Origin of the sequence: Streptomyces zaehneri, assembly GCF_032248645.1 — a bacterium.
GTDB classification, from domain to species: Bacteria; Actinomycetota; Actinomycetes; order Streptomycetales; family Streptomycetaceae; genus Streptomyces; species Streptomyces coriariae.
Window position 1 is genome coordinate 22,795 of record NZ_JASTTJ010000012.1, and the last position, 21,509, is coordinate 44,303.

20 protein-coding genes are annotated in these 21,509 nt (G+C 71.7%); 12 read left to right on the forward strand and 8 right to left on the reverse strand.

What is annotated here, in order from left to right; translation table 11 throughout:
• Positions 1 to 36: 36 nt before the first annotated feature.
• On the forward strand, positions 37 to 678 hold the full coding sequence (locus QQM72_RS20695) for a nucleoside/nucleotide kinase family protein (RefSeq protein ID WP_314222354.1): 642 nt from the start codon (positions 37 to 39) through the stop codon (positions 676 to 678).
• A gap of 228 nt (positions 679 to 906) precedes the next feature.
• Positions 907 to 1,326, forward strand: a complete 420-nt coding sequence (locus tag QQM72_RS20700) for a CBS domain-containing protein (RefSeq protein WP_314222355.1) — start codon at positions 907 to 909, stop codon at positions 1,324 to 1,326.
• Between the two features lie 96 nt (positions 1,327 to 1,422).
• Here QQM72_RS20700 and QQM72_RS20705 read toward each other — a convergent pair whose 3' ends face one another.
• The gene (locus QQM72_RS20705; RefSeq protein WP_314222356.1) at positions 1,423 to 2,550 is read right to left on the reverse strand and encodes a magnesium and cobalt transport protein CorA; all 1,128 of its coding nucleotides are present in this window, start codon (positions 2,548 to 2,550) and stop codon (positions 1,423 to 1,425) included.
• A 327-nt stretch (positions 2,551 to 2,877) separates the two neighbouring features.
• Here QQM72_RS20705 and QQM72_RS20710 point away from each other — a divergent pair, with 327 nt between their 5' ends.
• Positions 2,878 to 3,672: a methyltransferase gene (locus QQM72_RS20710; RefSeq protein WP_314222357.1), complete on the forward strand. Its 795-nt coding sequence runs from the start codon at positions 2,878 to 2,880 to the stop codon at positions 3,670 to 3,672.
• 143 nt (positions 3,673 to 3,815) lie between these two features.
• Here the strand turns inward: QQM72_RS20710 and QQM72_RS20715 are convergent, their stop codons facing one another.
• Positions 3,816 to 4,745 carry a carbohydrate kinase family protein gene (locus QQM72_RS20715; protein ID WP_314222527.1) on the reverse strand — a complete coding sequence of 310 codons (930 nt, stop codon included), beginning with the start codon at positions 4,743 to 4,745 and terminating at the stop codon, positions 3,816 to 3,818.
• Between the two features lie 287 nt (positions 4,746 to 5,032).
• Positions 5,033 to 5,941: a pseudouridine-5'-phosphate glycosidase gene (locus QQM72_RS20720; RefSeq protein WP_314222358.1), complete on the reverse strand. Its 909-nt coding sequence runs from the start codon at positions 5,939 to 5,941 to the stop codon at positions 5,033 to 5,035.
• A gap of 99 nt (positions 5,942 to 6,040) precedes the next feature.
• On the opposite strand from QQM72_RS20720, the gene QQM72_RS20725 reads away from it, so the two are divergent.
• A complete protein-coding gene (locus QQM72_RS20725) occupies positions 6,041 to 6,469 on the forward strand; it encodes a VOC family protein (RefSeq protein ID WP_314222359.1) in 429 nt (142 codons plus the stop codon).
• An 80-nt stretch (positions 6,470 to 6,549) separates the two neighbouring features.
• On the opposite strand, the gene QQM72_RS20730 is transcribed toward QQM72_RS20725, so the two are convergent.
• From QQM72_RS20730 to QQM72_RS20740, 3 genes are all read right to left on the reverse strand, one after another.
• Complete coding sequence (locus tag QQM72_RS20730) at positions 6,550 to 7,890, reverse strand: MFS transporter (protein WP_314222360.1); 1,341 nt, start codon at positions 7,888 to 7,890, stop codon at positions 6,550 to 6,552.
• Between the two features lie 68 nt (positions 7,891 to 7,958).
• Positions 7,959 to 8,513 (reverse strand): methylated-DNA--[protein]-cysteine S-methyltransferase, encoded by a 555-nt coding sequence (locus tag QQM72_RS20735; RefSeq protein WP_314222361.1) that lies wholly within the window; start codon positions 8,511 to 8,513, stop codon positions 7,959 to 7,961.
• Positions 8,514 to 8,597: 84 nt separating this feature from the next.
• Positions 8,598 to 9,470 (reverse strand): glycerophosphodiester phosphodiesterase, encoded by an 873-nt coding sequence (locus tag QQM72_RS20740; protein ID WP_314222362.1) that lies wholly within the window; start codon positions 9,468 to 9,470, stop codon positions 8,598 to 8,600.
• A 272-nt stretch (positions 9,471 to 9,742) separates the two neighbouring features.
• On the opposite strand from QQM72_RS20740, the gene QQM72_RS20745 reads away from it, so the two are divergent.
• The 7 genes from QQM72_RS20745 (at position 9,743) to QQM72_RS20775 (ending at position 18,518) form a co-directional block, all read left to right on the forward strand.
• A complete protein-coding gene (locus QQM72_RS20745; protein ID WP_314222363.1) occupies positions 9,743 to 10,606 on the forward strand; it encodes an MHYT domain-containing protein in 864 nt (287 codons plus the stop codon).
• An 86-nt stretch (positions 10,607 to 10,692) separates the two neighbouring features.
• Complete coding sequence (gene uvrB / locus QQM72_RS20750; RefSeq protein ID WP_314222364.1) at positions 10,693 to 12,837, forward strand: excinuclease ABC subunit UvrB; 2,145 nt, start codon at positions 10,693 to 10,695, stop codon at positions 12,835 to 12,837.
• Between the two features lie 160 nt (positions 12,838 to 12,997).
• Positions 12,998 to 13,576 carry a TerD family protein gene (locus QQM72_RS20755; RefSeq protein WP_020131883.1) on the forward strand — a complete coding sequence of 193 codons (579 nt, stop codon included), beginning with the start codon at positions 12,998 to 13,000 and terminating at the stop codon, positions 13,574 to 13,576.
• A gap of 53 nt (positions 13,577 to 13,629) precedes the next feature.
• Positions 13,630 to 15,630: a TerD family protein gene (locus QQM72_RS20760; RefSeq protein WP_314222365.1), complete on the forward strand. Its 2,001-nt coding sequence runs from the start codon at positions 13,630 to 13,632 to the stop codon at positions 15,628 to 15,630.
• Positions 15,631 to 15,855: 225 nt separating this feature from the next.
• Complete coding sequence (locus QQM72_RS20765) at positions 15,856 to 16,857, forward strand: TerC/Alx family metal homeostasis membrane protein (protein ID WP_314222366.1); 1,002 nt, start codon at positions 15,856 to 15,858, stop codon at positions 16,855 to 16,857.
• 125 nt (positions 16,858 to 16,982) lie between these two features.
• Positions 16,983 to 17,297 carry a hypothetical protein gene (locus tag QQM72_RS20770; RefSeq protein ID WP_314222367.1) on the forward strand — a complete coding sequence of 105 codons (315 nt, stop codon included), beginning with the start codon at positions 16,983 to 16,985 and terminating at the stop codon, positions 17,295 to 17,297.
• 120 nt (positions 17,298 to 17,417) lie between these two features.
• Positions 17,418 to 18,518, forward strand: a complete 1,101-nt coding sequence (locus tag QQM72_RS20775) for a calcium:proton antiporter (RefSeq protein WP_314222368.1) — start codon at positions 17,418 to 17,420, stop codon at positions 18,516 to 18,518.
• Here the strand turns inward: QQM72_RS20775 and QQM72_RS20780 are convergent.
• Both QQM72_RS20780 and QQM72_RS20785 read right to left on the reverse strand, forming a co-directional pair.
• Positions 18,508 to 19,779, reverse strand: coding sequence for an MFS transporter (locus QQM72_RS20780; protein ID WP_314222369.1), 1,272 nt, complete (start codon positions 19,777 to 19,779; stop codon positions 18,508 to 18,510). The genes QQM72_RS20775 and QQM72_RS20780 overlap by 11 nt on opposite strands.
• Positions 19,780 to 19,882: 103 nt before the next feature.
• Entirely contained in the window at positions 19,883 to 20,929 is a 1,047-nt protein-coding gene (locus QQM72_RS20785) for a S66 family peptidase (RefSeq protein ID WP_314222370.1), read from the reverse strand.
• A gap of 98 nt (positions 20,930 to 21,027) precedes the next feature.
• On the opposite strand from QQM72_RS20785, the gene aroQ reads away from it, so the two are divergent.
• Positions 21,028 to 21,501, forward strand: coding sequence for a type II 3-dehydroquinate dehydratase (gene aroQ / locus QQM72_RS20790; RefSeq protein WP_314222371.1), 474 nt, complete (start codon positions 21,028 to 21,030; stop codon positions 21,499 to 21,501).
• Positions 21,502 to 21,509 lie beyond the last annotated feature (8 nt).

Below are 21,509 nucleotides of genomic sequence, written 5' to 3' on the forward strand. Positions count from 1 at the left end.
CGGGGCGAGGGCGGCCGGACCGGCGCCTGACGCATCATGGGCCGTGTGCGACTCGAAGCGATCACCTGGGAACGGCTCGGCGACCTCCTCGCCGAGCGGCTGCTCGACCTGAAGCCCGACGACGGCGTCCGTTGGCCACGCATCGCCTTCGACGGCGCACCGGCGGCCCGTCCCGGAGACCTCGCCGAGCGGGTCGCCGAGGCCCTGCGCACCCGCGGCCGCCCCTCCCGGGTCGTGGACACGCACGGCTTCCTGCGCCCCGCCTCCCTCCGCCTGGAGTACGGCCATCACGACGTGGACGCCTACTACGACGGCTGGTTCGACACCGGCGCCCTGTGGCGCGAGGTGTTCGATCCCCTCGAACCCGGCGGCGACGGACGGATCCTGCCCGATCTCCGGGACCCCGTCAGCGACCGCGCCACGCGCAGCCCCTACGTCCCGCTCCCGCCCGGTGGCTTCCTGCTGCTGCACGGCCCCTTTCTGCTCCGGCACTGGTTCCCCTTCGACCTGACCGTCCACGTCCTCCTCTCCCCGTCGGCCCTGCGCCGGCGCACCCCCGAAGCCGACCACTGGACGCTGCCCGCCTTCGAGCGATACGTCCGGGAGACCGATCCGGCCGCCGCTGCCGACGTGCTCGTCCGCGCGGACGACCCCCGCCATCCGGCCTGGGGCGGCTGATCCCGCGCCGGACCCCCTGGGGTGCCGTGGGGCGGAGTGCCGTGCGGAGGGCCGGGCTTGGCCTGCCGTGCTCCGGGTGCGGGCGCGCGGAGCGCCGTGCTCCCGGCCGGACTCGGCGTCCCGCGCTCCGGGTGCGGGTGTCAGGCCGCGCGGCAAGAATGTAGGGCGCCGGGACTAGCGGTGCCCCTCCCCGCGCCGCGCCGGCCGTCCGGCACCGGGAGGTACCTCATGACCACCGCCGCAGACATCATGCACCGGGGCGCCCAGTGGATCCCCGCCCACGAGACCCTCGACCGCGCCGCCCAGCTGATGCGCGAACTGAACGTCGGCGCGCTGCCCATCAGCGACGAGAACGAGCGGCTCTGCGGGATCCTCACCGACCGGGACATCGTCGTCGGCTGCGTGGCCATGGGGCACGACCCCGCCAAGGTCACCGCCGGTGAGATGGCCCAGGGCACACCGCGCTGGATCGACGCGGGCGCCGATGTCGGCGAGGTGCTCCACGAGATGCAGGAACACCGGATCCGCAGGCTGCCCGTCATCGAGAACAAGCGCCTGGTGGGCATGATCAGCGAGGCCGACCTCGCCCGGCACCTGCCCGAAGAGCAGATCGCCACCTGGGCCGAGACCGTCTACGCCCGGTCCTGACCCGTCCGGCACCGAAGGCTCTGACAGTCCTGACAGTCCTGACAGGTCTGACAGGTCTGGCTGCGGTGGCAGCGGTTGCCGGGGCCGGGGCGGTTGTCAGAGCCAGCCGTTGCGCCGAAAGCCGCGGTACAGGACCCAGCAGGCGACGGATATCACGCTGATGACCAGGGGGTAGCCGAACCTCCAGTGCAACTCCGGCATGTGGTCGAAGTTCATGCCGTACACCCCGCAGACCATCGTCGGCACGGCGATCACCGCGGCCCAGGCCGTGATCTTCCGCATGTCCTCGTTCTGCGCGACCGTGACCTGCGCCAGGTGCGCCTGAAGGATCGAGTTGAGCAGCTCGTCGAAGGCGGCGATCTGCTCCGTCGCGCGCAGCAGGTGGTCGGAGACGTCCCGGAAGTAGGCCTGTATCTCCGGATCGATCACCCGGACCGGCCGGTCCGCGAGGTCCAGGAGAGGACGACCGAGCGGCACCACCGCCCGCTTCAGCTCGAGCAGTTCACGCTTGAGCTGGTAGATGCGACCCGGATCCGCCCGTGCGCCGTTCGCCGCGAAGACGTCCGTCTCGACCCTGTCGATGTCCTCCTGCACGGAGTCGATGACATTGAGGTAGTCGTCCACCACATGGTCCGCGATCGCGTGCAGTACCGCGGACGGCCCCTTGGTCAGCTGAGTCGTGTCGGACTCCAGCTCCTCGCGCAGCGGGCCCAGGGACCCGTGCCGGCCGTGACGCACCGTGATCACGAAATCCCGGCCGACGAACACCATGATCTCGCCGGTGTTGACCACCTCGCTGGTATCCGTCAGCTCCTCGTGCTCGACGTAGCAGACCGTCTTGAACACCGCGAACAAGGTCTCCCCGTACCGCTCGACCTTCGGCCGCTGATGGGCCTCGACGGCGTCCTCGACAGCCAGCGGATGCAGGTCGAAGAGCTCGGCGATGCCCGCGAACTCGTCGTTCGTCGGCTCGTGCAGGCCGAGCCACACGAAACCGTGACCGTGCTTGCGCACCCGTTCCACCGTCTCGACCAGATCGCCGCCGCGCGAGGCTCGGACACCGTCCCGGTACGTCACGCAGTTCACCACCGAGGAACCCAGCGGGGACCGTGCGGGGTGACTCAGGTCGACCCGCGGCCGTCGCCTGGCCAGCCGCGCCACCCTGCGCAGGCCGCCGACCCTTCCGAGGCCGGTGACCTTCCGCAGATTCCCCGCCATGGTCATCTGGGTCTCCTTGCGTGTATCTCCGCGGGCCGCGTTCCTGCGACCTGGCGCGCCAGTCTGCCAGGCCCGCGTGTGCCGAGGGTAAGCCTGTGGACAGCGCGGGTTGCGCTTTGTTCCCGCCTGTGGACGACGGATACCCCGGCCCGTTCGCGAGACCGGCGGCCGCCCGTTCCCGCTGCGGGTTCACGCCCGTTCCCGGTACGGGTTCCCGCCCGTTCCCGGTACGGGTCCCGAAGCCGCCCACCGCATCCGGGCCGGGCCGACCCGTCCCCCGTCCCGGCCGCGTCGACGACCTCCGGCGAGCGGGACAACTGGGATGATCGGCGCATGACGCGATCCGACGGGTACCTCCTGGACAACCGGCAGCCCGAGGCGGGGGAACGCTTCGACGCCTTCGCCGCCCTCTTCGACGCCACGACGCTCCGCCACTTCGAGGCGTTCGGGGTCGGACCCGGCTGGCGTTGCTGGGAGGCAGGCGCCGGCGGCACCTCCGTGGTGTCCTGGCTGGCGAAGAAGGTCGGTCCGACGGGCAAGGTCCTCGCGACCGACATCGACACCTCCCGGCTGACGTCCGTCGCCCGCCCACCGGTCGAGGTACGCGTTCACGACCTCGGTACCGAGGAACCGCCGATGGAGGGCTTCGACCTGGTGCACGCCCGGCTCGTGCTGGTCCATGTGCCGGACCGGGAGCGGGCGTTGCGATGGATGGTCAAGGCGCTGCGACCGGGCGGACGGCTCCTGATCGAGGACGCCGACCCCGCCCTCCAGCCCCTGCTCTGCCCCGACGAACACGGCCCCGAACAGCAGCTGGCGAACCGCTTGCGGCACGGCTTCCGCAAGCTCCTGGCCGGCCGGGGCGCCGACCTCTCCTACGGCCGCAAGCTCCCGCGTCTGCTCCGCGAGGCCGGGCTGCGCCGGGTCGAGGCCGACGCCTACTTCCCCGTCACCTCACCCGCCTGCGCGGTCCTGGAGTCCGCGACGGTCCGCCAGATCCGCGGCGAACTCGTCGGAGCGGGTCTTGCGACCGACGAGGAAATCGACCGGCACCTGGCGAACGTGGCCTCCGGGAGCATGGACCTGGCCACGGCGCCGATGATCTCGGCGTGGGGACGAAGGGATTAGTGGCGTGAGCGGGTAGCCGGCGTGGCGGCAGAAGGCGTCGGCGGTAGGTGGCGTCAACGGGCAGAAGGCGTGACCGCCGGCAGGCGGCAGCGGGTGGAGGGGTGGTGCACGTCGGCGGTGGGAGCCCGCCCGGCGTGCTGCCCTCAGCCCGCGTGGGCGCGGTACGGCGTCGCCCCCGCGCCGTCGCCCCGCGCGGGGGGTCTGCCGCCCACCCGTTCCACCGCCAGTGCCCCCGCCCGGCACCCCTCGGCCGCCGCGGCCCCCGCATCGGCGCCCCCGAGCAGCGCGGCGAGGAAGGCTCCGGTGAAGGCGTCGCCGGCGCCCGTGGTGTCCAGGGGAGTCGCCGGAGCGGCGGGGACACGGACGAGCACCGTGCCGTTACGGGCCACCAGCGCACCGTCGGCCCCTTCCTTGGACACCACCAGCGGGACCAGACGGCTCAGCGCGGCGGCGGCGCCCGCCCCGTCGAGCAGCCCGGTCAGCAGACAGGCCTCGGCGCGGCTCGGCAGCAGCACGTCCACTCCCTCGACGAGGGACAGGAAGCGGTCGACGCCCAGGTCCACCAGGAAGCCCGCCGACGCCGGATCGAGACTCACCGGCACCCCGCGCGCGCGTGCCGCCGCCGACGCTGTGCGCACCAGCGCGCGCCCGGACTCCGAGAACAGCAGGTAGCCCGACAGGTGCAGCCGGCCGACCCCGTCCAGGAGCGCGTCCGACCAGTCGCCCGGGTCGAGCCGCAGGGACGCGCCGCTGTCGGTGAGGAACGTCCGCTCGGCCGCGGCACCCGTGTCGACCAGGCAGATCACCGTCCCGGTGGTCGCCTGCGGGTCGACGACGAGCCGCGGCCGCACCCCGCAGGCGATCAGCTCCCGTTCGTGCCAGGCCACCGACTCCGCGCCCACCCGGCCGAGGAGCCGTACGTCCGCGCACCCCCGATGCGCCGCCCAGCAGGCCACGTTGGCGCCCGCCCCGCCCGGCAGGGTCCGGATCACGGAGGTCGTGTCCGTACCGGAGGCCAGCGGGCCCCGGTGGCGGGCGACGACGTCCGTCACGACGTCCCCGACGACCAGCAGCGCCCCGCCTCCCGAGCCGTCGACCGTGAGCGCCCCGGGCGCCCTCCCACCCGGCTCCGAGCTCGACCCCGACCCTGACCCCGGCCCCGGCGACGATCCCGGCCCCGGCCCCGGCCCGGATCCCGGCCCCGGCGACGATCCCGGCCCCGGCCCGGATCCCGGCTCGGAGCTCGTCCCTCGCCCCGATCCCGGCCTCGTCCCCGATCCCGTATTCCGGATCGGCTCTCCGAGGTCGCCTGGACCGCCGTCGGACCCGTCCGCCCCGTCAGCTCCGTCCGGTCGGGCGGTCATGCCTCGGCCCACGCCGTCGCGATCCGCGCCGCCAGCCGCACATTGCCGCGCACCGCCGCCAGATTGGCGCTCAGGGACGCGCCATCGGTGTGCCGGACCAGGTAGTCGAGCAGGAACGGCGTGACGCCCTGGCCGGTGACGCCGGCCTCCTCGCACGCGTGCAGCGCGTCCGCGAGCACACGCGCGTGCAGCTCGGGATCGAGCTGCTCCTCCTCGGGAACCGGGTTGGCGACGATCAGCGCGGACTCCGGGACGCCGAGCGCGTCCTGGGCCCGCATCACGTCGGCCACCTGCCCGGGTGTCCGCACCGTCCAGTCCACGGGATGCCCCGAGTCGGAGAGGTAGAACCCCGGGAAGCTTTCGGTGTCGTACCCGGCGACGGCGACGCCCAGCGTCTCCAGCCGCTGGAGGGTCGCCGGCACGTCCAGGATCGACTTCACCCCCGCGCACACCACCGTGATCCGGGTGCTCGCCAGCAGCCCCAGGTCGGCCGACTCGTCCTGGGTGACCGTCCACTCCCGGTGCACCCCGCCGAGCCCGCCCGTCGCGAACACCCGCACCCCCGCGAGCGCCGCCAGCAGCGCGGTCGCCGAGACGGTGGTCGCCCCGCTCGCCCCCGAGGCCACGGCGAGCGGCAGGTCGCGATGGCCCAGCTTGCGGAAGCCGTCCTCGGTGGCGACCCGCTCCAACTGCTCCTTGTCCAGGCCCACATGGGGCCGCCCGTCCAGCACGGCGATCGTCGCCGGTACGGCGCCCTCCGCGCGTACGACCGCCTCCAGCTCCAGCGCCACCTGGAGGTTGCGCGGGCGGGGCAGCCCGTGCGAGATGATCGTGGACTCCAGGGCCACCACGGGTCGACGCGCGTCGACCGCGTCCCGCACCTCTTCCGACACCACCAGCACCACGCGCCCGCCTCCTGTCCGTCGGTCTCCCCTCATCTCTGGCGGGCGGCGCGCCCGGTCAAACCCTTGCGGCCTGTGGAGCAGGACACCAGCCTGGGACGTATGACGGACAACACGACACGTCTCGACCATGTCGTCCTGTGGGTACGCGACCCGATCGCCGCCGCCGACTTCTACGAGAAGGCCGTCGGCCTGGAGCCCGTACGGCTCGCCGAGTTCGCCGCCGGAGAGGAACCGTTTCCCTCCGTACGGGTCAACGAGGAGGCCCTCCTCGACCTCATGCCGTTGTCGATGGCCGAGCGGATGAGGATGCTCCCCGGATCCGCCGAGAGCGCGGGACACCCCGTGAACCACGTCTGCCTCGCCCTGCCGCGGGGCGACTTCGACACGCTGCTGGCCCGCCTGGAGGAGCGCGCCGTCCCCGTGTCGGACGTCTCGCGGGGTTCCTTCGGCGCCCGCGGCGAGGCCACGCGCAGCTTCTACTTCCGCGACCCGGACGGCAACGTCGTCGAGGCACGGCACTACGACTGACCCGCCCACCAGTGAGCCGGCCGGCAGTCACCCGCCCACCGGTGACGTGGCTGCGACCGGCGTTCCCACGACCGCCGTGCCTACGACTGTCGTACGCCCGGCGGGCTGCCCTCCGCTGCCGTCCCGGACCTGTCTTCGCTCCCGTTCCCGTTCCCCTTCCTGTTCCCGGTCCGGGTGAGCAGCACCAGAGCGGCCAGCGGGACGAGCAGACTCGCCGCGGCGGCGTTGAGCCAGGCGTAGCTCGCCTGCGCGACGATCAGCCCGGCGATCGCTCCGCCGAACCCCGCCGAGGTGTTCATGGTGAGATCGGAGATCCCCTGGGCGGCGGCTCGCGCGGACTGCGGTACCGAGTCCGTCAGCAGCGCGGAACCCGACACGAGGCCGGCCGACCAGCCCAGCCCGAGCACGAAGAGCCCGGCTGCGGTCTGCCCGTGGCTGTCGCCCGCCGTCCCCGCCAGGAACATCGCGACGGCCAGCAGCCCGGCGGCGAGTCCCGCCACGGAGAGCCGTCCCACCCGGTCCGCCAGGCGTCCCATCAGCGGCGCGAACGCGTACATGCCCGCGATGTGCCCGCTGATGACCAGCCCGATCAGGTCGATGCTCGCGCCGTGGTGGGTGAGGTCGAGCGGGGTCATCGACATGACCGAGACCATCGCCGTGTGCGACACGGCCACCGTCACGAGCGCGAGCCGGGCGCGGGGCGAGGCGCCGACGGCCGCCAGACCGGCACGCAGCGAACGGGCCTCGGGGGACCGCTCCTCCTGCGGCGCGAGAGCGCGGGCCGTCAGCAGCGGGTCCGGGCGCAGCAGGACGGCCACCAGGACCGCGGCCAGGACGAAGATCACGGCGGCCCACAGAAAGGGGCCCGCGGCCGCGGGTACGCCGAGCCCGACGACGCTCCGGCCGGCGGGCGCCGCGATGTTCGGGCCCAGGACCGCGCCGATGGTGGTCGCCCACACCACGTTCGAGATGGCCCGGGCACGCCGTTGCGGCTCGGCCAGGTCGGCGGCGGCGAACCGCGCCTGGAGATTCGCGGAGGACGCGGCGCCGAAGGCGGCCATGCCGCACAGCAGCAGCGGGTAGTTCCCGGCCCGCGCCCCCACCACGACGACACAGGCGCCCAGGGCGCCCACCAGATAGGCCAGTACCAGCCCCGGCCGGCGCCCGCGCGCGGTCATCAGCGCGGCCATCGGCACGGACAGCACGGCCGTACCGGCGACGGTGGCGGTGGGCGCGAGCCCGGACAGCGCCTCGGTGCCGCTGACCTGTCGGGCCAGTACGGCGGACAGCGCGATGCCGGTGGCGACGCCGAGCCCGCCGAGGATCTGGCTCGCGACCAGCACCCCGGTCGTGCGGCGCCGCAGCGCGGGCAGGAGGGCGGCGTCGACGGGTGCGGCCGCGGCGCGCTCGACGGCGGTCACGGCCGGCGCCGGACCGTCGCGCGGCCGTGGCGACGACCGGGGGATGTGGTCACCGGCGCAGTGTCCCCTCAGAACAGCGGCTCGGGTAGTACCCCTTCCAGCGCGAGCAGCTTCCGCTTGGTCTCCAGACCGCCTCCGAACCCGCCGATACCTCCGTCGCTCTCCACCACCCGGTGGCAGGGCACGACGACCGGCAGCGGATTGGAGCCCATCGCCACTCCCACCGCCTGGGCCGCCAGCGGCTGTCCCACCCGCCTGGCGAGATCGCCGTAGCCCACGACCGCCCCGTACGGGACACCGGACTCGAGTTCGCGGAGCACCTGCCGGTTGAAGCCCGAGATCAGCGACCAGTCCAACGGCAGCTCGAAGGCTCTTCGCTCACCGGCGAAGTAGGCCTTCACCTGGCGTATCGCCTCGGCCAGCAGCGGGGAGTCGGGCGACTCGACGGGCTCCGTGCCCAGTCGGGCCGCGAGCCGGGCGAGCGCCTGGTCGCGTACCGCGTCGGTGGCGTGGAACACGACGTTGAGCAGGCCCTCACCGGTCGCGGCCAGCAACAGCGGACCGATGTCGGTACCGACGACGGTCCACACGACCCGCTGCTCGTCCTGCCCATGGCTGTCCATGCGCCCACCGTAAGGCCTGCCACCGACAACGCCCCGGGACGTCGGCACGGCCCGCTCCGCACCGCGCCCCCGGGGCTGCCGGTGTCAGTACCCGTACAGGGCCCGCCGCACCACGTCGGGCTTGTTGGTGATCACGCCGTCGACGTCGTACGCGGCGACGGCCTCGGCGGTCGCGGGGTCGTCGACGGTCCAGGCGAAGACCTTCATCGGCTTGCCGTGCGGCCCGGTGAGCGCGTGCACGGCGGAGACGTACGCGGGGGAGAGGGCGGTGTACGACGGGTTGATCAGGTCGGCGAAGCCCGCGTACCGGGGCAGGTCCGAGACGGCCGGCATCCCGAGCAGACCGGTCCGCACCCCCGGCTTCAGGTCGTGCAGGGTCCGCAGGCTGTCGGCGCTGAAGCTCTGCACGATCAGCCGGTTCGTGAGGTGCCGCCGGTCCAGCCAGCCCTCGTTGCTCAGCACCTTGAGGGTCTGCTGCTCGATCCCCGGGTACAGCTCGGGGTTCTTGACCTCCAGGAGCAGCTTCTGGTGGTGATGCTCGACCCGCTCCACGTACTCCGTCAGCGTCGGCACCCGCGCCCCCGTGTACGCGGCGCCGAACCAGCTCCCCGCGTCGAGCCGGGCTATCTCGGCCGCCGTGAAGTCCCCCACCTTCCACGGCGCCCGGCCGGGAAAGACCTCCTCGGCGTCGGTCGTACGGCGGAGACTGTCGTCGTGGATCACCACGAGCTCGCCGTCCTTGGTGCGCTGGACGTCGTTCTCCACCCACAGGATGCCCAGCGAGGCTGCCTCGTCGACGGCGTCCAGGGTGTTCTCGGGGGCGTGGGCGCAGGCTCCCCGGTGGGCGATCACCGACGGCCGGAAGGCGCTGCCCGCCCGGGCGTCGTGAACGGGGAGCAGGAGGGCGACGGTGCCCAGGACCGCGGCGGTCGTGGCGGCAACTACGCGCGCGTGCATGCGTACTCCTCGCGTCGGGCCATCACATACAGCTCAACAGTGACAGCAGAGGGTCGACACCGGGGGAGCGCAGGATGACCACAGGATGAAAGGAGACGCCGGAGGCCGCTCACCGGTGCCGCACATGTGCGACAAGGGCGTGTTTCTTTGCCGGAAAATCGTTCGACCATTCCGGTGGGGGTCATACTCTCTCTCAGCCTTGACCGCGCTCAGCGGTCCTGGGGAGGGGCGAGTTCCAGAACATCGAGCAACAGGGCGAAGGGCTACCGCGCATGCACGGCACGGTCGACGGTTTCAGCTACGGACTCGTCACACCGCTGGTGGCCTACCTCATGGCCTGCCTCGGCGGTGCTCTCGGTCTGCGCTGCACCACCAGAGCCCTGCTCGTCGCCCAGTCCTGGCGCCCGGGATGGCTCGCCCTCGGCTCGGCGGCGATCGGCTCCGGCATCTGGACCATGCACTTCATCGCGATGATCGGCTTCACGGTCGACGGTGCCCCGATCCACTACGACAAACCGATGACCTACGCGAGTCTGGGTGTCGCCATCGTCATGGTGGGCGTGGGGATCTTCATAGTCGGCTACCGGGGAGCGAGCGGAACGGCGCTGTTCACCGGGGGCACCATCACCGGTCTGGGCATCGCGTCGATGCACTACCTGGGCATGGCCGGCATGCGCTTCAACGGAACCTTCGAGTACAACACGCTCACCGTCGCCACCTCCGTCGCCATCGCCATGGCGGCCGCCACCGCCGCCCTGTGGGCCGCGGGACAGGTCAGGGGCTTCCTGTGGAGCGTGGGCGCCAGCCTGGTCATGGGGCTGGCCGTGACCGGCATGCACTACACCGGGATGGCCGCCCTGAGCGTCCATCTGCACACGGGTGCCCCGACCGCGGGTGACTCTCCCGCCGCCCTCCTCGCGCCGATGCTGATCGGCCCTCTCGCCTTCCTCTGCCTCGCGGGTGTCGTCGTGATGTTCGACCCGCTGATGGTCATGGGCAAGCCCGACTGGACCCCCGCCGAGCACAAACCCGGCGTCCCGGCGCACCCGCCGGCCCCGCACCCGTCGCGCCGCTCCCAGCTCCGCAGCCGCCGGAAGGTGCCGCACCGCGAGTCCCGGACCCCGCAGAACCGCTGACTCCCGCACCCGCGGATCCCCGGGGCCGGTCCCGCGAAACCGCTGATCGGGTCCCGTTGTCAGTGGGGGGTCGTACGGTGGAGAACATGCGGCCCGTTTCCCACATCGAACGCACGGTGGCGCCTTTCGAGGTCGTCAGCCCCTACCAGCCCAGCGGCGACCAGCCGGCGGCCATCGCCGAGCTGGCCAAGCGCGTCGAGGCAGGTGAGAAGGACGTCGTCCTGCTCGGCGCGACCGGCACCGGAAAGTCCGCGACCACCGCGTGGATGATCGAGAAGCTCCAGCGCCCCACCCTGGTGATGGCCCCGAACAAGACCCTGGCCGCCCAGCTGGCGAACGAGTTCCGCGAACTGCTGCCGAACAACGCGGTCGAGTACTTCGTCTCGTACTACGACTACTACCAGCCCGAGGCGTACGTCCCGCAGTCGGACACCTACATCGAGAAGGACTCCTCGATCAACGAGGAGGTCGAGCGCCTGCGCCACTCCGCGACCAACTCGCTGCTCACCCGCCGTGACGTCGTCGTGGTCGCCTCGGTCTCCTGCATCTACGGCCTCGGCACCCCCCAGGAGTACGTGGACCGCATGGTCCCGCTCCGCGTCGGCGACGAGGTCGACCGGGACCAGCTGCTGCGCCGCTTCGTGGACATCCAGTACACGCGCAACGACCTGGCGTTCAGCCGTGGCACCTTCCGTGTGCGCGGCGACACCATCGAGATCTTCCCGGTCTACGAGGAGCTCGCCGTCCGCATCGAGATGTTCGGCGACGAGATCGAGGCCCTCTCCACGCTGCACCCGCTCACCGGCGAGATCATCAGCGACGACCAACAGCTGTACATCTTCCCGGCCACGCACTACGTGGCGGGCCCCGAACGCCTGGAGCGGGCCGCCAACGACATCGAGAAGGAGCTGGGCGAGCGCCTGGCCGACCTGGAGAAGCAGGGCAAGCTCCTGGAGGCCCAGCGGCTGCGCATGCGCACCACGTACGACCTGGAGATGCTCCGCCAGATCGGCTCCTGCTCCGGCGTCGAGAACTACTCGATGCACTTCGACGGCCGCTCGCCGGGCTCCCCGCCGAACACCCTGCTCGACTACTTCCCGGACGACTTCCTGCTCGTCATCGACGAGTCCCATGTGACCGTCCCGCAGATCGGCGCCATGTACGAGGGGGACGCCTCGCGTAAGCGCACCCTCGTCGACCACGGCTTCCGGCTGCCGTCCGCCCTGGACAACCGCCCGCTGAAGTGGGAGGAGTTCCAGGAGCGCATCGGGCAGACCGTCTACCTGTCGGCGACCCCCGGCAAGTACGAGCTCTCCCGCGGGGACGGCACCGTCGAGCAGATCATCCGCCCCACCGGCCTGATCGACCCGGAGGTCGTCGTCAAGCCGACCGAGGGCCAGATCGACGACCTGGTGCACGAGATCCGCACGCGCGTGGAGAAGGACGAGCGCGTCCTGGTCACCACGCTCACCAAGAAGATGGCCGAGGACCTCACGGGCTACTTCCTTGAGCTCGGCATCCACGTGCGCTACCTGCACAGTGACGTCGACACGCTGCGCCGGATCGAGCTGCTGCGTGAGCTGCGCGCCGGCGAGTTCGACGTCCTGGTCGGCATCAACCTCCTGCGGGAGGGCCTCGACCTTCCCGAGGTGTCCCTGGTGGCGATCCTCGACGCCGACAAGGAGGGCTTCCTGCGCTCCGGCACCTCGCTGATCCAGACCATCGGCCGTGCGGCGCGCAACGTCTCCGGTCAGGTCCACATGTACGCCGACAAGATCACCCCGGGCATGGAACGGGCCATCGAGGAGACCAACCGCCGCCGGGAGAAGCAGGTCGCCTACAACACGGCGAACGGCATCGACCCGCAGCCGCTCCGCAAGAAGATCAACGACATCGTCGCCCAGATCTCCCGCGAGGAGGTCGACACGGAGCAGCTCCTCGGCTCGGGCTACCGCGCGAAGAAGGACGGGCGGGGGACCAAGGCCCCGGTGCCCTCCCTCGGCGGCAAGGCGGCCAAGGGCGCCAAGTCCGGGTCGGCCAAGGGCAGGCCGGAGGAGACGGTGCCGACGGACCGTCCCGCGGCTCAACTCGCCGAGCAGATCGAGGAGATGACGGAGCGCATGCGGGCCGCCGCCGCCGACCTCCAGTTCGAGGTCGCCGCCCGCATCCGCGACGAGGTCTCCGAAATGAAGAAGGAACTGCGCCAGATGAGGGAGGCGGGGCTGGCCTGACGGACCCCTGCGGTTGCCGTGCCCCCGCCCCGCACGCCCTGTGTTGCAAGACCGACACAAAGTGCGGGCCTGGGTACGGCACTGTCAGTGCCTTTGCGTAGGGTTTCCGTCAACCGCGGGCTCGCGGCAACAGGGGACAGCTCGAGAGGGGAATCAGCGCGTGACCGTCAACATGACCAAGGGTCAGGCCATCAGTCTTCAGAAGCACGACGGGGGCAGCCTGACCGCGGTGCGCATGGGTCTCGGCTGGCAGGCGGCCCCGCGGCGCGGCCTGTTCGGCTCCCGGACGCGGGAGATCGACCTCGACGCCTCCGCCGTCCTGTTCGCCGACAAGCAGCCGGTCGACGTCGTCTTCTTCCGCCACCTGGTGAGTGACGACGGCTCGGTCCGTCACACCGGTGACAACCTCGTCGGCGGTGTCGGTCAGGGCGGCGACGACGAGGCGATCCTCGTCGACCTCGCGCGCGTGCCGGTCCACATCGACCAGATCATCTTCACGGTGAACTCCTTCACCGGCCAGACGTTCCAGGAAGTGCAGAACGCCTTCTGCCGTCTGGTCGACGAGACCAACGGCCAGGAGCTCGCGCGCTACACCCTGGCGGGCGGCGGCGCCTACACCGCCCAGATCATGGCGAAGGTGCACCGGGTGGGCGGGGGCTGGAACATGACGGCCCTCGGCGCTCCGGCCAACGGCCGCACCTTCCAGGACCTGATGCCCGCGATCCTGCCCGCGCTGTAGGGCGGAGAGCGGCACCGAGACAACACCACACGCGACGCAGGGGGACGACAGCGATGACGGCCGAGCTGGTGCGGGGGCAGAACCACCCGCTCTCCCAGGTCCGCCTCGAGATCCGGGTCTCGGCCGGCAGGCCGGTCATGGCGGTCGCCACACTCGGTGACGAGAGCGGCAGGGTCCCCGGCGTCGAGTGGGTGGCCCACCCCGGCGTACCCACACTGCCCGGCCTGGAGGTCTCCCGGCAGGCGGCCGCCGACCACCGTCTCGCGGTGGACCTGGACGCCGTGTCGGCGGCCGTGCACCGGGTCAGTGTGCTGCTCGCGCTGCCCACGGGCGTCGGCGGGCCGGTCAGCTTCGGCTCGGTCGCGGCCCCCTTCGTCGCGGTCACCGGCCTCGACGGCACCGAGGTCGCCACCTACACCATCACCGGCCTGGACGCGGAGTCGGCGGTGGTCGCGCTGGAGCTGTACCGGCGGCAGGGCGCCTGGAAGGTGCGCGCTGTCGGCCAGGGCTACGCGGGCGGCCTCGCCGAACTCCTCACCGACCAGGGTCTGACGCAGGCGCAGCGACTCGCGGCCGGCATCAACGACGCCGTGGTCCAGGGCCTGGCCCGCTCGGTGCAGGCGCCGCGTACCGCCGACGGCGACCGCTCCCGGCAGGCGGCCGCGTCCGCCCTCGGCCCGGACCAGAGCGGCTCGCCGTACGGCACGCAGGGCGCCGCCGGACCGTACGGGGCGACCCAGAACCCGCAGGGTCCCTCGGCCACGGGCTACCCGGCGGGCGCCACGCCGACGGATCCCGACGCCACCCAGCCGACGCCGACGCCACCCACCGCCGGTGGCCCGATCGACTACAGCCATCCGCGTCGGCAGAACGCCGCTCCGCCCCCGCCTCCGCCCGCCGCGCCCCCGGCCCGGCCCGGAGAGCCCGCCCGGCCCGTCGCGGGTGACGCGACCGGCTGGTCCATGGAGGAACGGCTCTACAACCAGGTCTGGGGCATGTTCGAGGACCTGGCCCGCAGCACGGCCGCGTACCGCAGCGCCGTCGACTTCGCCGATACGCGGATGGAGAAGGAGCTGGACCAGGTCCTGTCCGACCCGCGCAGCAGGATGGGCGGCCAGGGCGACGCCGCCCGCGAGGCGGCCCAGGCCAAGCACATCCAGCTGGTCGACCAGGCCCGCGAGGCACTGGACCGGGATCTCGTCCAGCTCGGCGCGGAGGCCGACGTGGTCGAACCGGCGCTGCCCGCGGCGTACGCGCGCTGGGACAACCCCGTCTGGCACGCCTACCGCGTCCCCATGGAGATGCCCATGGCCGTGCGCCTGGGCGACCTGCACCTTCCCGAGAGCGACCCGCTGCGCATCCCGATGCTGGTCAGGCTCCCGCTCGAGCGCGGCCTGTGGATCGACAGCGGGCGGTCCGGTCTGTCCGACGGGTCGTTCGCCGACTCCCACGAACTGCGCCGCCTTGCCATGGAGTCGGCCGTGGCGCACACGGCCCGGCTGCTGGCGGTGCATCCGGCGGACGAGTTCACCGTGCACGTCATCGATCCGGCCGGTTCGGGCGCCCGGGAACTCGCGCCGCTGGTGCAGAGCGGCGTGCTCGCGGCCCCGCCCGCGGTCGGCGCGGCCGGAGTCGCGGCGGTCCTGGGCCGGCTCACCGAGCGGGTCGACCTGGTGCAGATGGCGGTGCGTGGCGGCATGGCCGACTCGCTGCCGCCCGGCTTCGACACGGCCCAGCAGCTCCTGGTCGTCAACGACTTCCCGCACGGCTTCGACGACCGTGCCGTGACCCAGCTGCGCTACCTCGCCGACGAGGGGCCCGGCGTCGGGGTCCATCTGATGATGGTCGCCGACCGGGAGGACGCCGACAGTTACGGTCCGTTGCTGGATCCGTTGTGGCGTGCGCTGCTGCGGCTGACGCCGGTGGCCGAGGATCACCTCGCCGACCCCTGGGTGGGGCATGCGTGGACGTACGAGCCGAGCCTCGTGCCGCCCGGCAGCCAGGTGCTCCAGCAGGTCCTCGCGCAGGTCGCGGCAGCTCGTGCCAAGTACTAGTAAAGCTCTCTGAGCAGGGAACTTGGCCTTTCTTTTACCAATCGCTTTACCTTTTCTTGGTGGTTGGGGTACTGTTTTCCTCACGGAGGGGAGTACTCCCTGCTGCGACGTACCCGTCAATACGGATCAGGCCTGATCCCGGGGCGTCGGCCCGTCTCGGGTGGAAGAGACCTCCGGCAGCGCGACGACGCTGATCACCTGCCGTTACGTACTGTCGGAGGCGCAGTGAATGTTTCCCTGGCCCTATGGGTCCTCACCATCGTGGGCCTCGCCGCCCTCATCGCGGTCGACTTCTTCATCGGCCGTAAGCCGCACGACGTGTCGATCAAGGAAGCGGGGATCTGGACCGTCGTCTGGATCGCCCTGGCCGGGCTCTTCGGAGTCGGGCTGCTCGTCTTCGGCGGCGGTGAGCCGGCCGGCGAGTTCTTCGCGGGCTTCATCACCGAGAAGTCGCTCAGTGTCGACAACCTCTTCGTCTTCGTCCTGATCATGGCGAAGTTCTCGGTCCCGTCGCAGTACCAGCAGCGGGTCCTGCTCGTCGGTGTCCTCATCGCCCTGGTCCTGCGGGCGATCTTCATCGCCGCGGGCGCCGCGATCCTCGCCAGCTTCGCGTGGGTGTTCTACCTCTTCGGCGCCTTCCTGATCTGGACCGCCTGGAAGCTCATACAGGAGGCCCGGGCCGACGAGGACGACGAGGAGTTCGAGGAGAACAAGCTGCTCAAGGCCGTGGAGAAGCGGTTCGGCGTGGCCGACCGCTACCACGGGACGAAGCTGTGGATCGAACAGAACGGCAAGCGGGTCATGACCCCGATGCTGGTCGTGATGCTCGCGATCGGCACCACCGACGTGCTCTTCGCCCTCGACTCGATCCCCGCGATCTTCGGCCTGACGCAGGACCCGTACATCGTCTTCACCGCCAACGCGTTCGCGCTGATGGGCCTCAGGCAGCTCTACTTCCTCATCGGCGGCCTGCTGCGGAAGCTGGTCCACCTCAGCTACGGCCTGTCGGTCATCCTCGGATTCATCGGCGTGAAACTGGTGCTGCACGCGCTGCACGAGTCCGGGGTCCACGTCCCCGAGATCAGCATCCCGGTCTCGCTCGGCGTCATCTGCTCCGTTCTGATCGTCACCACGGTCACCAGTCTGCTGGCTTCGAAGAAGCAGGCGGCGGCAGAGGCGGCGCGTACGGAGAGCGAAGGCGCTCCGAAGGACAGCATCGAGGCCTGACCACGCAGGACGTAGGAACAACCACCCCCGGCAGCGGTGCGCGGCGAATTGCCGAGCACCGCTCCCGGTGCTTCGTTGGAGCTGGGCGTTCCCACCCGGGGACGCCGGTTCCGGGTGGAGGCACCGTGGGCACATCGCAGAGGTTCGTCCAGATCCTCGAGTTCGAGACCGACCGCATCGACGAGATGCGGGCGCTGGCCGAGGAGGGGGAGCAGGGCGTCACGGGCCGAGCCGACGGCCCGACCCGCCGCCTCGTCCTCAAGGACCGCGACCAGCCGAACCGCTACCTCGTGGTGATCGAGTTCGACTCCCACGAGGAGGCCATGCGCAACAGCGACGACCCGGAGACGGGTAAGTTCGCGGAGCGGATGGCCGCCCTCTGTACCCGGCCCCCGTCCTTCACCGACTGCGACGTCCAGGACACGACCGAGTTCAGGTGACGGCAGCCGCGCACCCGCCCGTCCCGCCCGTCCCGCCCGTGCAGGCAGGACGGGCGGGTGCACGGGCGGGGCGGGACGTGCCGGAATGCGGAGCCCCCACGGCTCTGCGACGATCGCTGCATGATCGCTCGGCTCAGGTCGGTCACGACCCGGTGGACAGCGTTCGTGCCGGCCCTGGCGGTCGTCCTGCTGGCCCTGACCTGGGGACGCGACCTGCCCGGCGCGGTCGTCGTCGTGGTGACGCTGGTCCTCGCCGGATCGGTCCTGGCCGCCGTGCACCACGCGGAGGTCGTCGCCCACCGGGTCGGTGAACCCTTCGGATCCCTCGTCCTCGCGGTCGCCGTGACGATCATCGAGGTCGCCCTGATCGTCACCTTGATGGCGGACGGCGGGGACAAGAGCTCGACCCTGGCCCGGGACACGGTCTTCGCGGCCGTGATGATCACCTGCAACGGCATCGTCGGCCTCTCCCTCCTGGTCGCCTCGCTGCGCCACGGCACGGCGATCTTCAACCCGGAGGGCACCGGCGCGGCGCTCGCGACCGTCGCCACCCTGGCCACGCTCAGCCTGGTCCTGCCGACCTTCACCACCAGCAAACCGGGACCGGAGTTCTCCGCCGTCCAGCTCACCTTCGCCGCGCTGTCCTCTCTGGTCCTGTACGGCCTGTTCGTGGCGACGCAGACCATCCGGCACCGCGACTACTTCCTGCCGGTCACCCGGCAGGGAGACGTGATCACCGCCGACGACCACGCCGGAGCCCCCACGGCCCGGACCGCCCGGATCAGCCTGGGGCTGCTCGGCCTGGCCCTGATCGGTGTGGTGGGCCTCGCCAAGGGCGTCTCGCCCACGATCGAGTCCGGAGTGGAGGCAGCCGGACTGCCCCAAGCGGTGGTCGGTGTGATCATCGCGCTGCTCGTACTGCTCCCCGAGACGATCGCCGCGCTGCGCTCCGCCCGCCGCGACCGGGTGCAGTCCAGCCTCAACCTCGCGCTCGGCTCCGCGATGGCGAGCATCGGTCTCACCATCCCCGCGGTGGCCCTGGCCTCCCTCTGGCTCTCCGGGCCGCTCGTCCTCGGGCTCGGCCCCACCCACATGGTGCTGCTCGCGCTGACCGTCGTGGTCAGCTCGCTGACGGTGGTCCCCGGACGGGCCACGCCGTTGCAGGGCGGCGTCCACCTCGTGCTCTTCGCGGCCTACCTGGAGCTGGCGATCAATCCGTAGCCGGCCGCACGGCGGCCACCCGCACCGGCCGGGTCTCCGGCAGCAGCGCGAAGCAGCCCAGACTGAGCAGCGCGATCCCCGTCAGATAGGCGCCCACCTCCCACGGGACCCGTCCCGAGCGCTCGGCGAGGGCGGTCGCCACGATCGGCGTGAGCGCGCCCCCGAGAACCCCGCCCAGGTTGTAGCCGACCGCCGCACCGGTGCAGCGCACGCGCGGCGCGTAGAGCTCCGGCAGATACGCCGAGATCACCGCGAACATCGCGACGAAGGCGAGCAGCGCCCCCAGGAAGCCGAGGAACATCGGCAGCGGCTCGCCGGTCGAGAGCAGCGCGACCAGCGGGAACATCCACAGCGCGGCCGCCGCGCAGCCCACGAGGCACAACGGCCGACGGCCGAAGCGGTCGCCGAGCATCGCCATCACGGGAGTCAGCGAACCCTTCACCACCACGGCGGCCATGATGCAGACCAGCATGACCGTGCGGCTCACCCCGAGCCGTTCCGTCGCGTACGACAGGGACCAGGTGGTCACGGCGTAGAAGATCGCGTAGCCGACGGAGAGCGCCCCGGCGGTCAGCAGGACGAGCCGCCAGTGGTCGCGCACCACCTCCACGAGCGGCACACGCGCGTGGTCGTCGATCTCCAGGAACCGGGGGCTCTCGGGCAGCGACGACCGCAGCCACAGCCCGAGCACGGCCAGGACCCCGGCCGCCCAGAAGGGCACCCGCCACCCCCACTGCGCGAACTGCGCCTCCGTCAGCGTCACGGACAGGACCAGCACCACCCCGTTGGCGAGCACGAAGCCCACCGCGGGCCCCACCTGAGGGAAGCTCGACCACAGCCCGCGCCGCTCGGCGGGCGCGTGTTCCGCGGTCAGCAGCACCGCGCCGCCCCACTCCCCGCCGAGCCCCAGCCCCTGGAGGAAACGCAGGACGAGCAGCGACAGGGGAGCGGCCGCCCCGATCGTGTCGTACGCCGGCACGCAGCCGACCGCGACCGTGGAGGCACCGGTCGGCAGCAGGGAGACGACCAGGACCGGCCGGCGCCCGCGCCGGTCCCCGATGTGCCCGAACAGCACCGAGCCCAACGGGCGCGCCACGAACCCCACGCCGAACGTCGCGAACGCGGCCAGTGTCCCCGCCAGCGGCGAGAACGTCGGGAAGAACAGCGGCCCCAGGACCAGCGCGGCCGCGGTCCCGTAGACGAAGAAGTCGTAGAACTCGATGGCCGTCCCGGCGAGCGAGGCGGCCGCGAGCCGTGGCATGGAGGGCGCCTTCACGCTGTGTACGTCGTGCATGCCGCGTCAACTACCCACAGTGATCGAGGGTTACGGGGGCGTGCGGAGGCGCGGCCCGCAGCGAGGGGGCTCAGTAGGTCACGGTGATGCGCCGCGCGGGACCGTCGACGCGGATCGTGCCGCCGTAGGGGATGACGAGTTGCGGGTCCGTGTGGCCGAAGTCCACGTCGAAGACGGCCAGGGTGTCGGGCGCGTACGCCCGCAGGGCGCGTTCCACCGCCGCGCGCTGCTCGGCCGCGTAACGGGCTCCTTCCTCCGGGCTGTTGGGGCGCTCGAAGGACCTGCCCTTGGCCCGGGCCATCAGCAGCGCGGGGAAGCGCCGCAGCAGACCGCGCTCACCCATGTTGCGCAGGATCCGGAAGACCTCCGTGGCGCTCGGCAGTTCCTCCGACGTCTCCAGGATCAGCACCCCGCCGTCGTACACGGCGGGGTCGCGGGCGATCTCACGGTCGGCCATCAGCAGCCAGGAGAGGATCTCCAGGTTGCCGCCCCAGCTGCGACCCTCCACCACGCGGTCGGCGTTGACCCAGCTCCAGCCGGCGCCGGGCCGACTGCCGGGCTCCGACGCGAAGGTCGCCGGGTCGCCCCAGTCGCGGTCGACGTCGTTCCACCGCTCGGCGGGCCGCAGCTCGTAGGGGCCCGAGGTGAACAGCGCGGCGCGCAACGAGTCGGCGGTCAGCGGGTGCATGGCTCCGGGGCGTCCCAGCTCGCACATCACGCTCGCGCCGTGGTAGGCGACGACACCGGAGTTGTACAGGAACGCCAGCAGGTTGGTGTTGTCGCTCCACCCGAAGAACGGCTTCGGGTCGGCGCGCAGCAACTCCCGGTCCAGCAGCGGCAGTACGGTGATCTGGTCCTCGCCGCCGATCGACGCGATGACCGCCCGCACGCCCGGGTCGGCGAACGCGGCGTGGATGTCGTCGGCGCGCTCCTGCGGAGTCGCGCCCATCCTGCGTGTCGTCGGGTACTCGACGGGCTCCAGGCCGAACTCCTCGCGCAGCCGCGCCACGCCCAGCTCGTAAGGGCGCGGGAAGAGTCCGGGCAGGCCCGCGGAGGGCGAGATGACGGCTATGCGGTCGCCGGGCGACGGCTTGGGGGGATACGAGGGCGCGGTCATGCCGGGAGGGTACGGCCTGCTGCCCTGCGGTTTCACTGTGATAAACCGGTGTGAGCGGCGGCCTCGGACGGGCCGTCCACGAACGGACCGGAGGAACCGTGCCCCGCAGCCTGGCCAACGCCCCGATCATGATCCTGAACGGCCCCAACCTGAACCTCCTGGGACAGCGGCAGCCGGAGATCTACGGTTCCGACACGCTCGCCGACGTCGAGGCGCTGTGCGTCAAGGCGGCGGCCGCGCACGGCGGCACCGTGGACTTCCGGCAGTCCAACCACGAGGGGCAGCTGGTCGACTGGATCCACGAGGCGCGGCTGGACCACTGCGGCATCGTGATCAACCCGGGCGCCTACTCGCACACGTCGGTCGCGATCCTGGACGCCCTCAACACCTGTGACGGCCTGCCGGTGCTGGAGGTCCACATCTCCAACATCCACCAGCGCGAGTCCTTCCGGCACCACAGCTACGTCTCGCTGCGCGCCGACGGCGTCATCGCGGGCTGCGGGGTGCAGGGATACGTGTTCGGCGTGGAGCGCGTGGCAGCGCTCGCGGGGGCGGGCAAGGCGGACGCGTAAGCATCGCC

Coding starts and splice junctions, on each gene's coding strand:
- QQM72_RS20695 (WP_314222354.1), top strand. CDS start 37: ATGGGCCGTGTGCGACTCGAAGCGATCACCTGGGAACGGCTCGGCGAC.
- QQM72_RS20700 (WP_314222355.1), top strand. CDS start 907: ATGACCACCGCCGCAGACATCATGCACCGGGGCGCCCAGTGGATCCCC.
- QQM72_RS20705 (WP_314222356.1), bottom strand. CDS start 2,550: ATGACCATGGCGGGGAATCTGCGGAAGGTCACCGGCCTCGGAAGGGTC.
- QQM72_RS20710 (WP_314222357.1), top strand. CDS start 2,878: ATGACGCGATCCGACGGGTACCTCCTGGACAACCGGCAGCCCGAGGCG.
- QQM72_RS20725 (WP_314222359.1), top strand. CDS start 6,041: ATGACGGACAACACGACACGTCTCGACCATGTCGTCCTGTGGGTACGC.
- QQM72_RS20735 (WP_314222361.1), bottom strand. CDS start 8,513: ATGGACAGCCATGGGCAGGACGAGCAGCGGGTCGTGTGGACCGTCGTC.
- QQM72_RS20740 (WP_314222362.1), bottom strand. CDS start 9,470: ATGCACGCGCGCGTAGTTGCCGCCACGACCGCCGCGGTCCTGGGCACC.
- QQM72_RS20745 (WP_314222363.1), top strand. CDS start 9,743: ATGCACGGCACGGTCGACGGTTTCAGCTACGGACTCGTCACACCGCTG.
- uvrB (WP_314222364.1), top strand. CDS start 10,693: ATGCGGCCCGTTTCCCACATCGAACGCACGGTGGCGCCTTTCGAGGTC.
- QQM72_RS20760 (WP_314222365.1), top strand. CDS start 13,630: ATGACGGCCGAGCTGGTGCGGGGGCAGAACCACCCGCTCTCCCAGGTC.
- QQM72_RS20775 (WP_314222368.1), top strand. CDS start 17,418: ATGATCGCTCGGCTCAGGTCGGTCACGACCCGGTGGACAGCGTTCGTG.
- QQM72_RS20780 (WP_314222369.1), bottom strand. CDS start 19,779: ATGCCACGGCTCGCGGCCGCCTCGCTCGCCGGGACGGCCATCGAGTTC.
- QQM72_RS20785 (WP_314222370.1), bottom strand. CDS start 20,929: ATGACCGCGCCCTCGTATCCCCCCAAGCCGTCGCCCGGCGACCGCATA.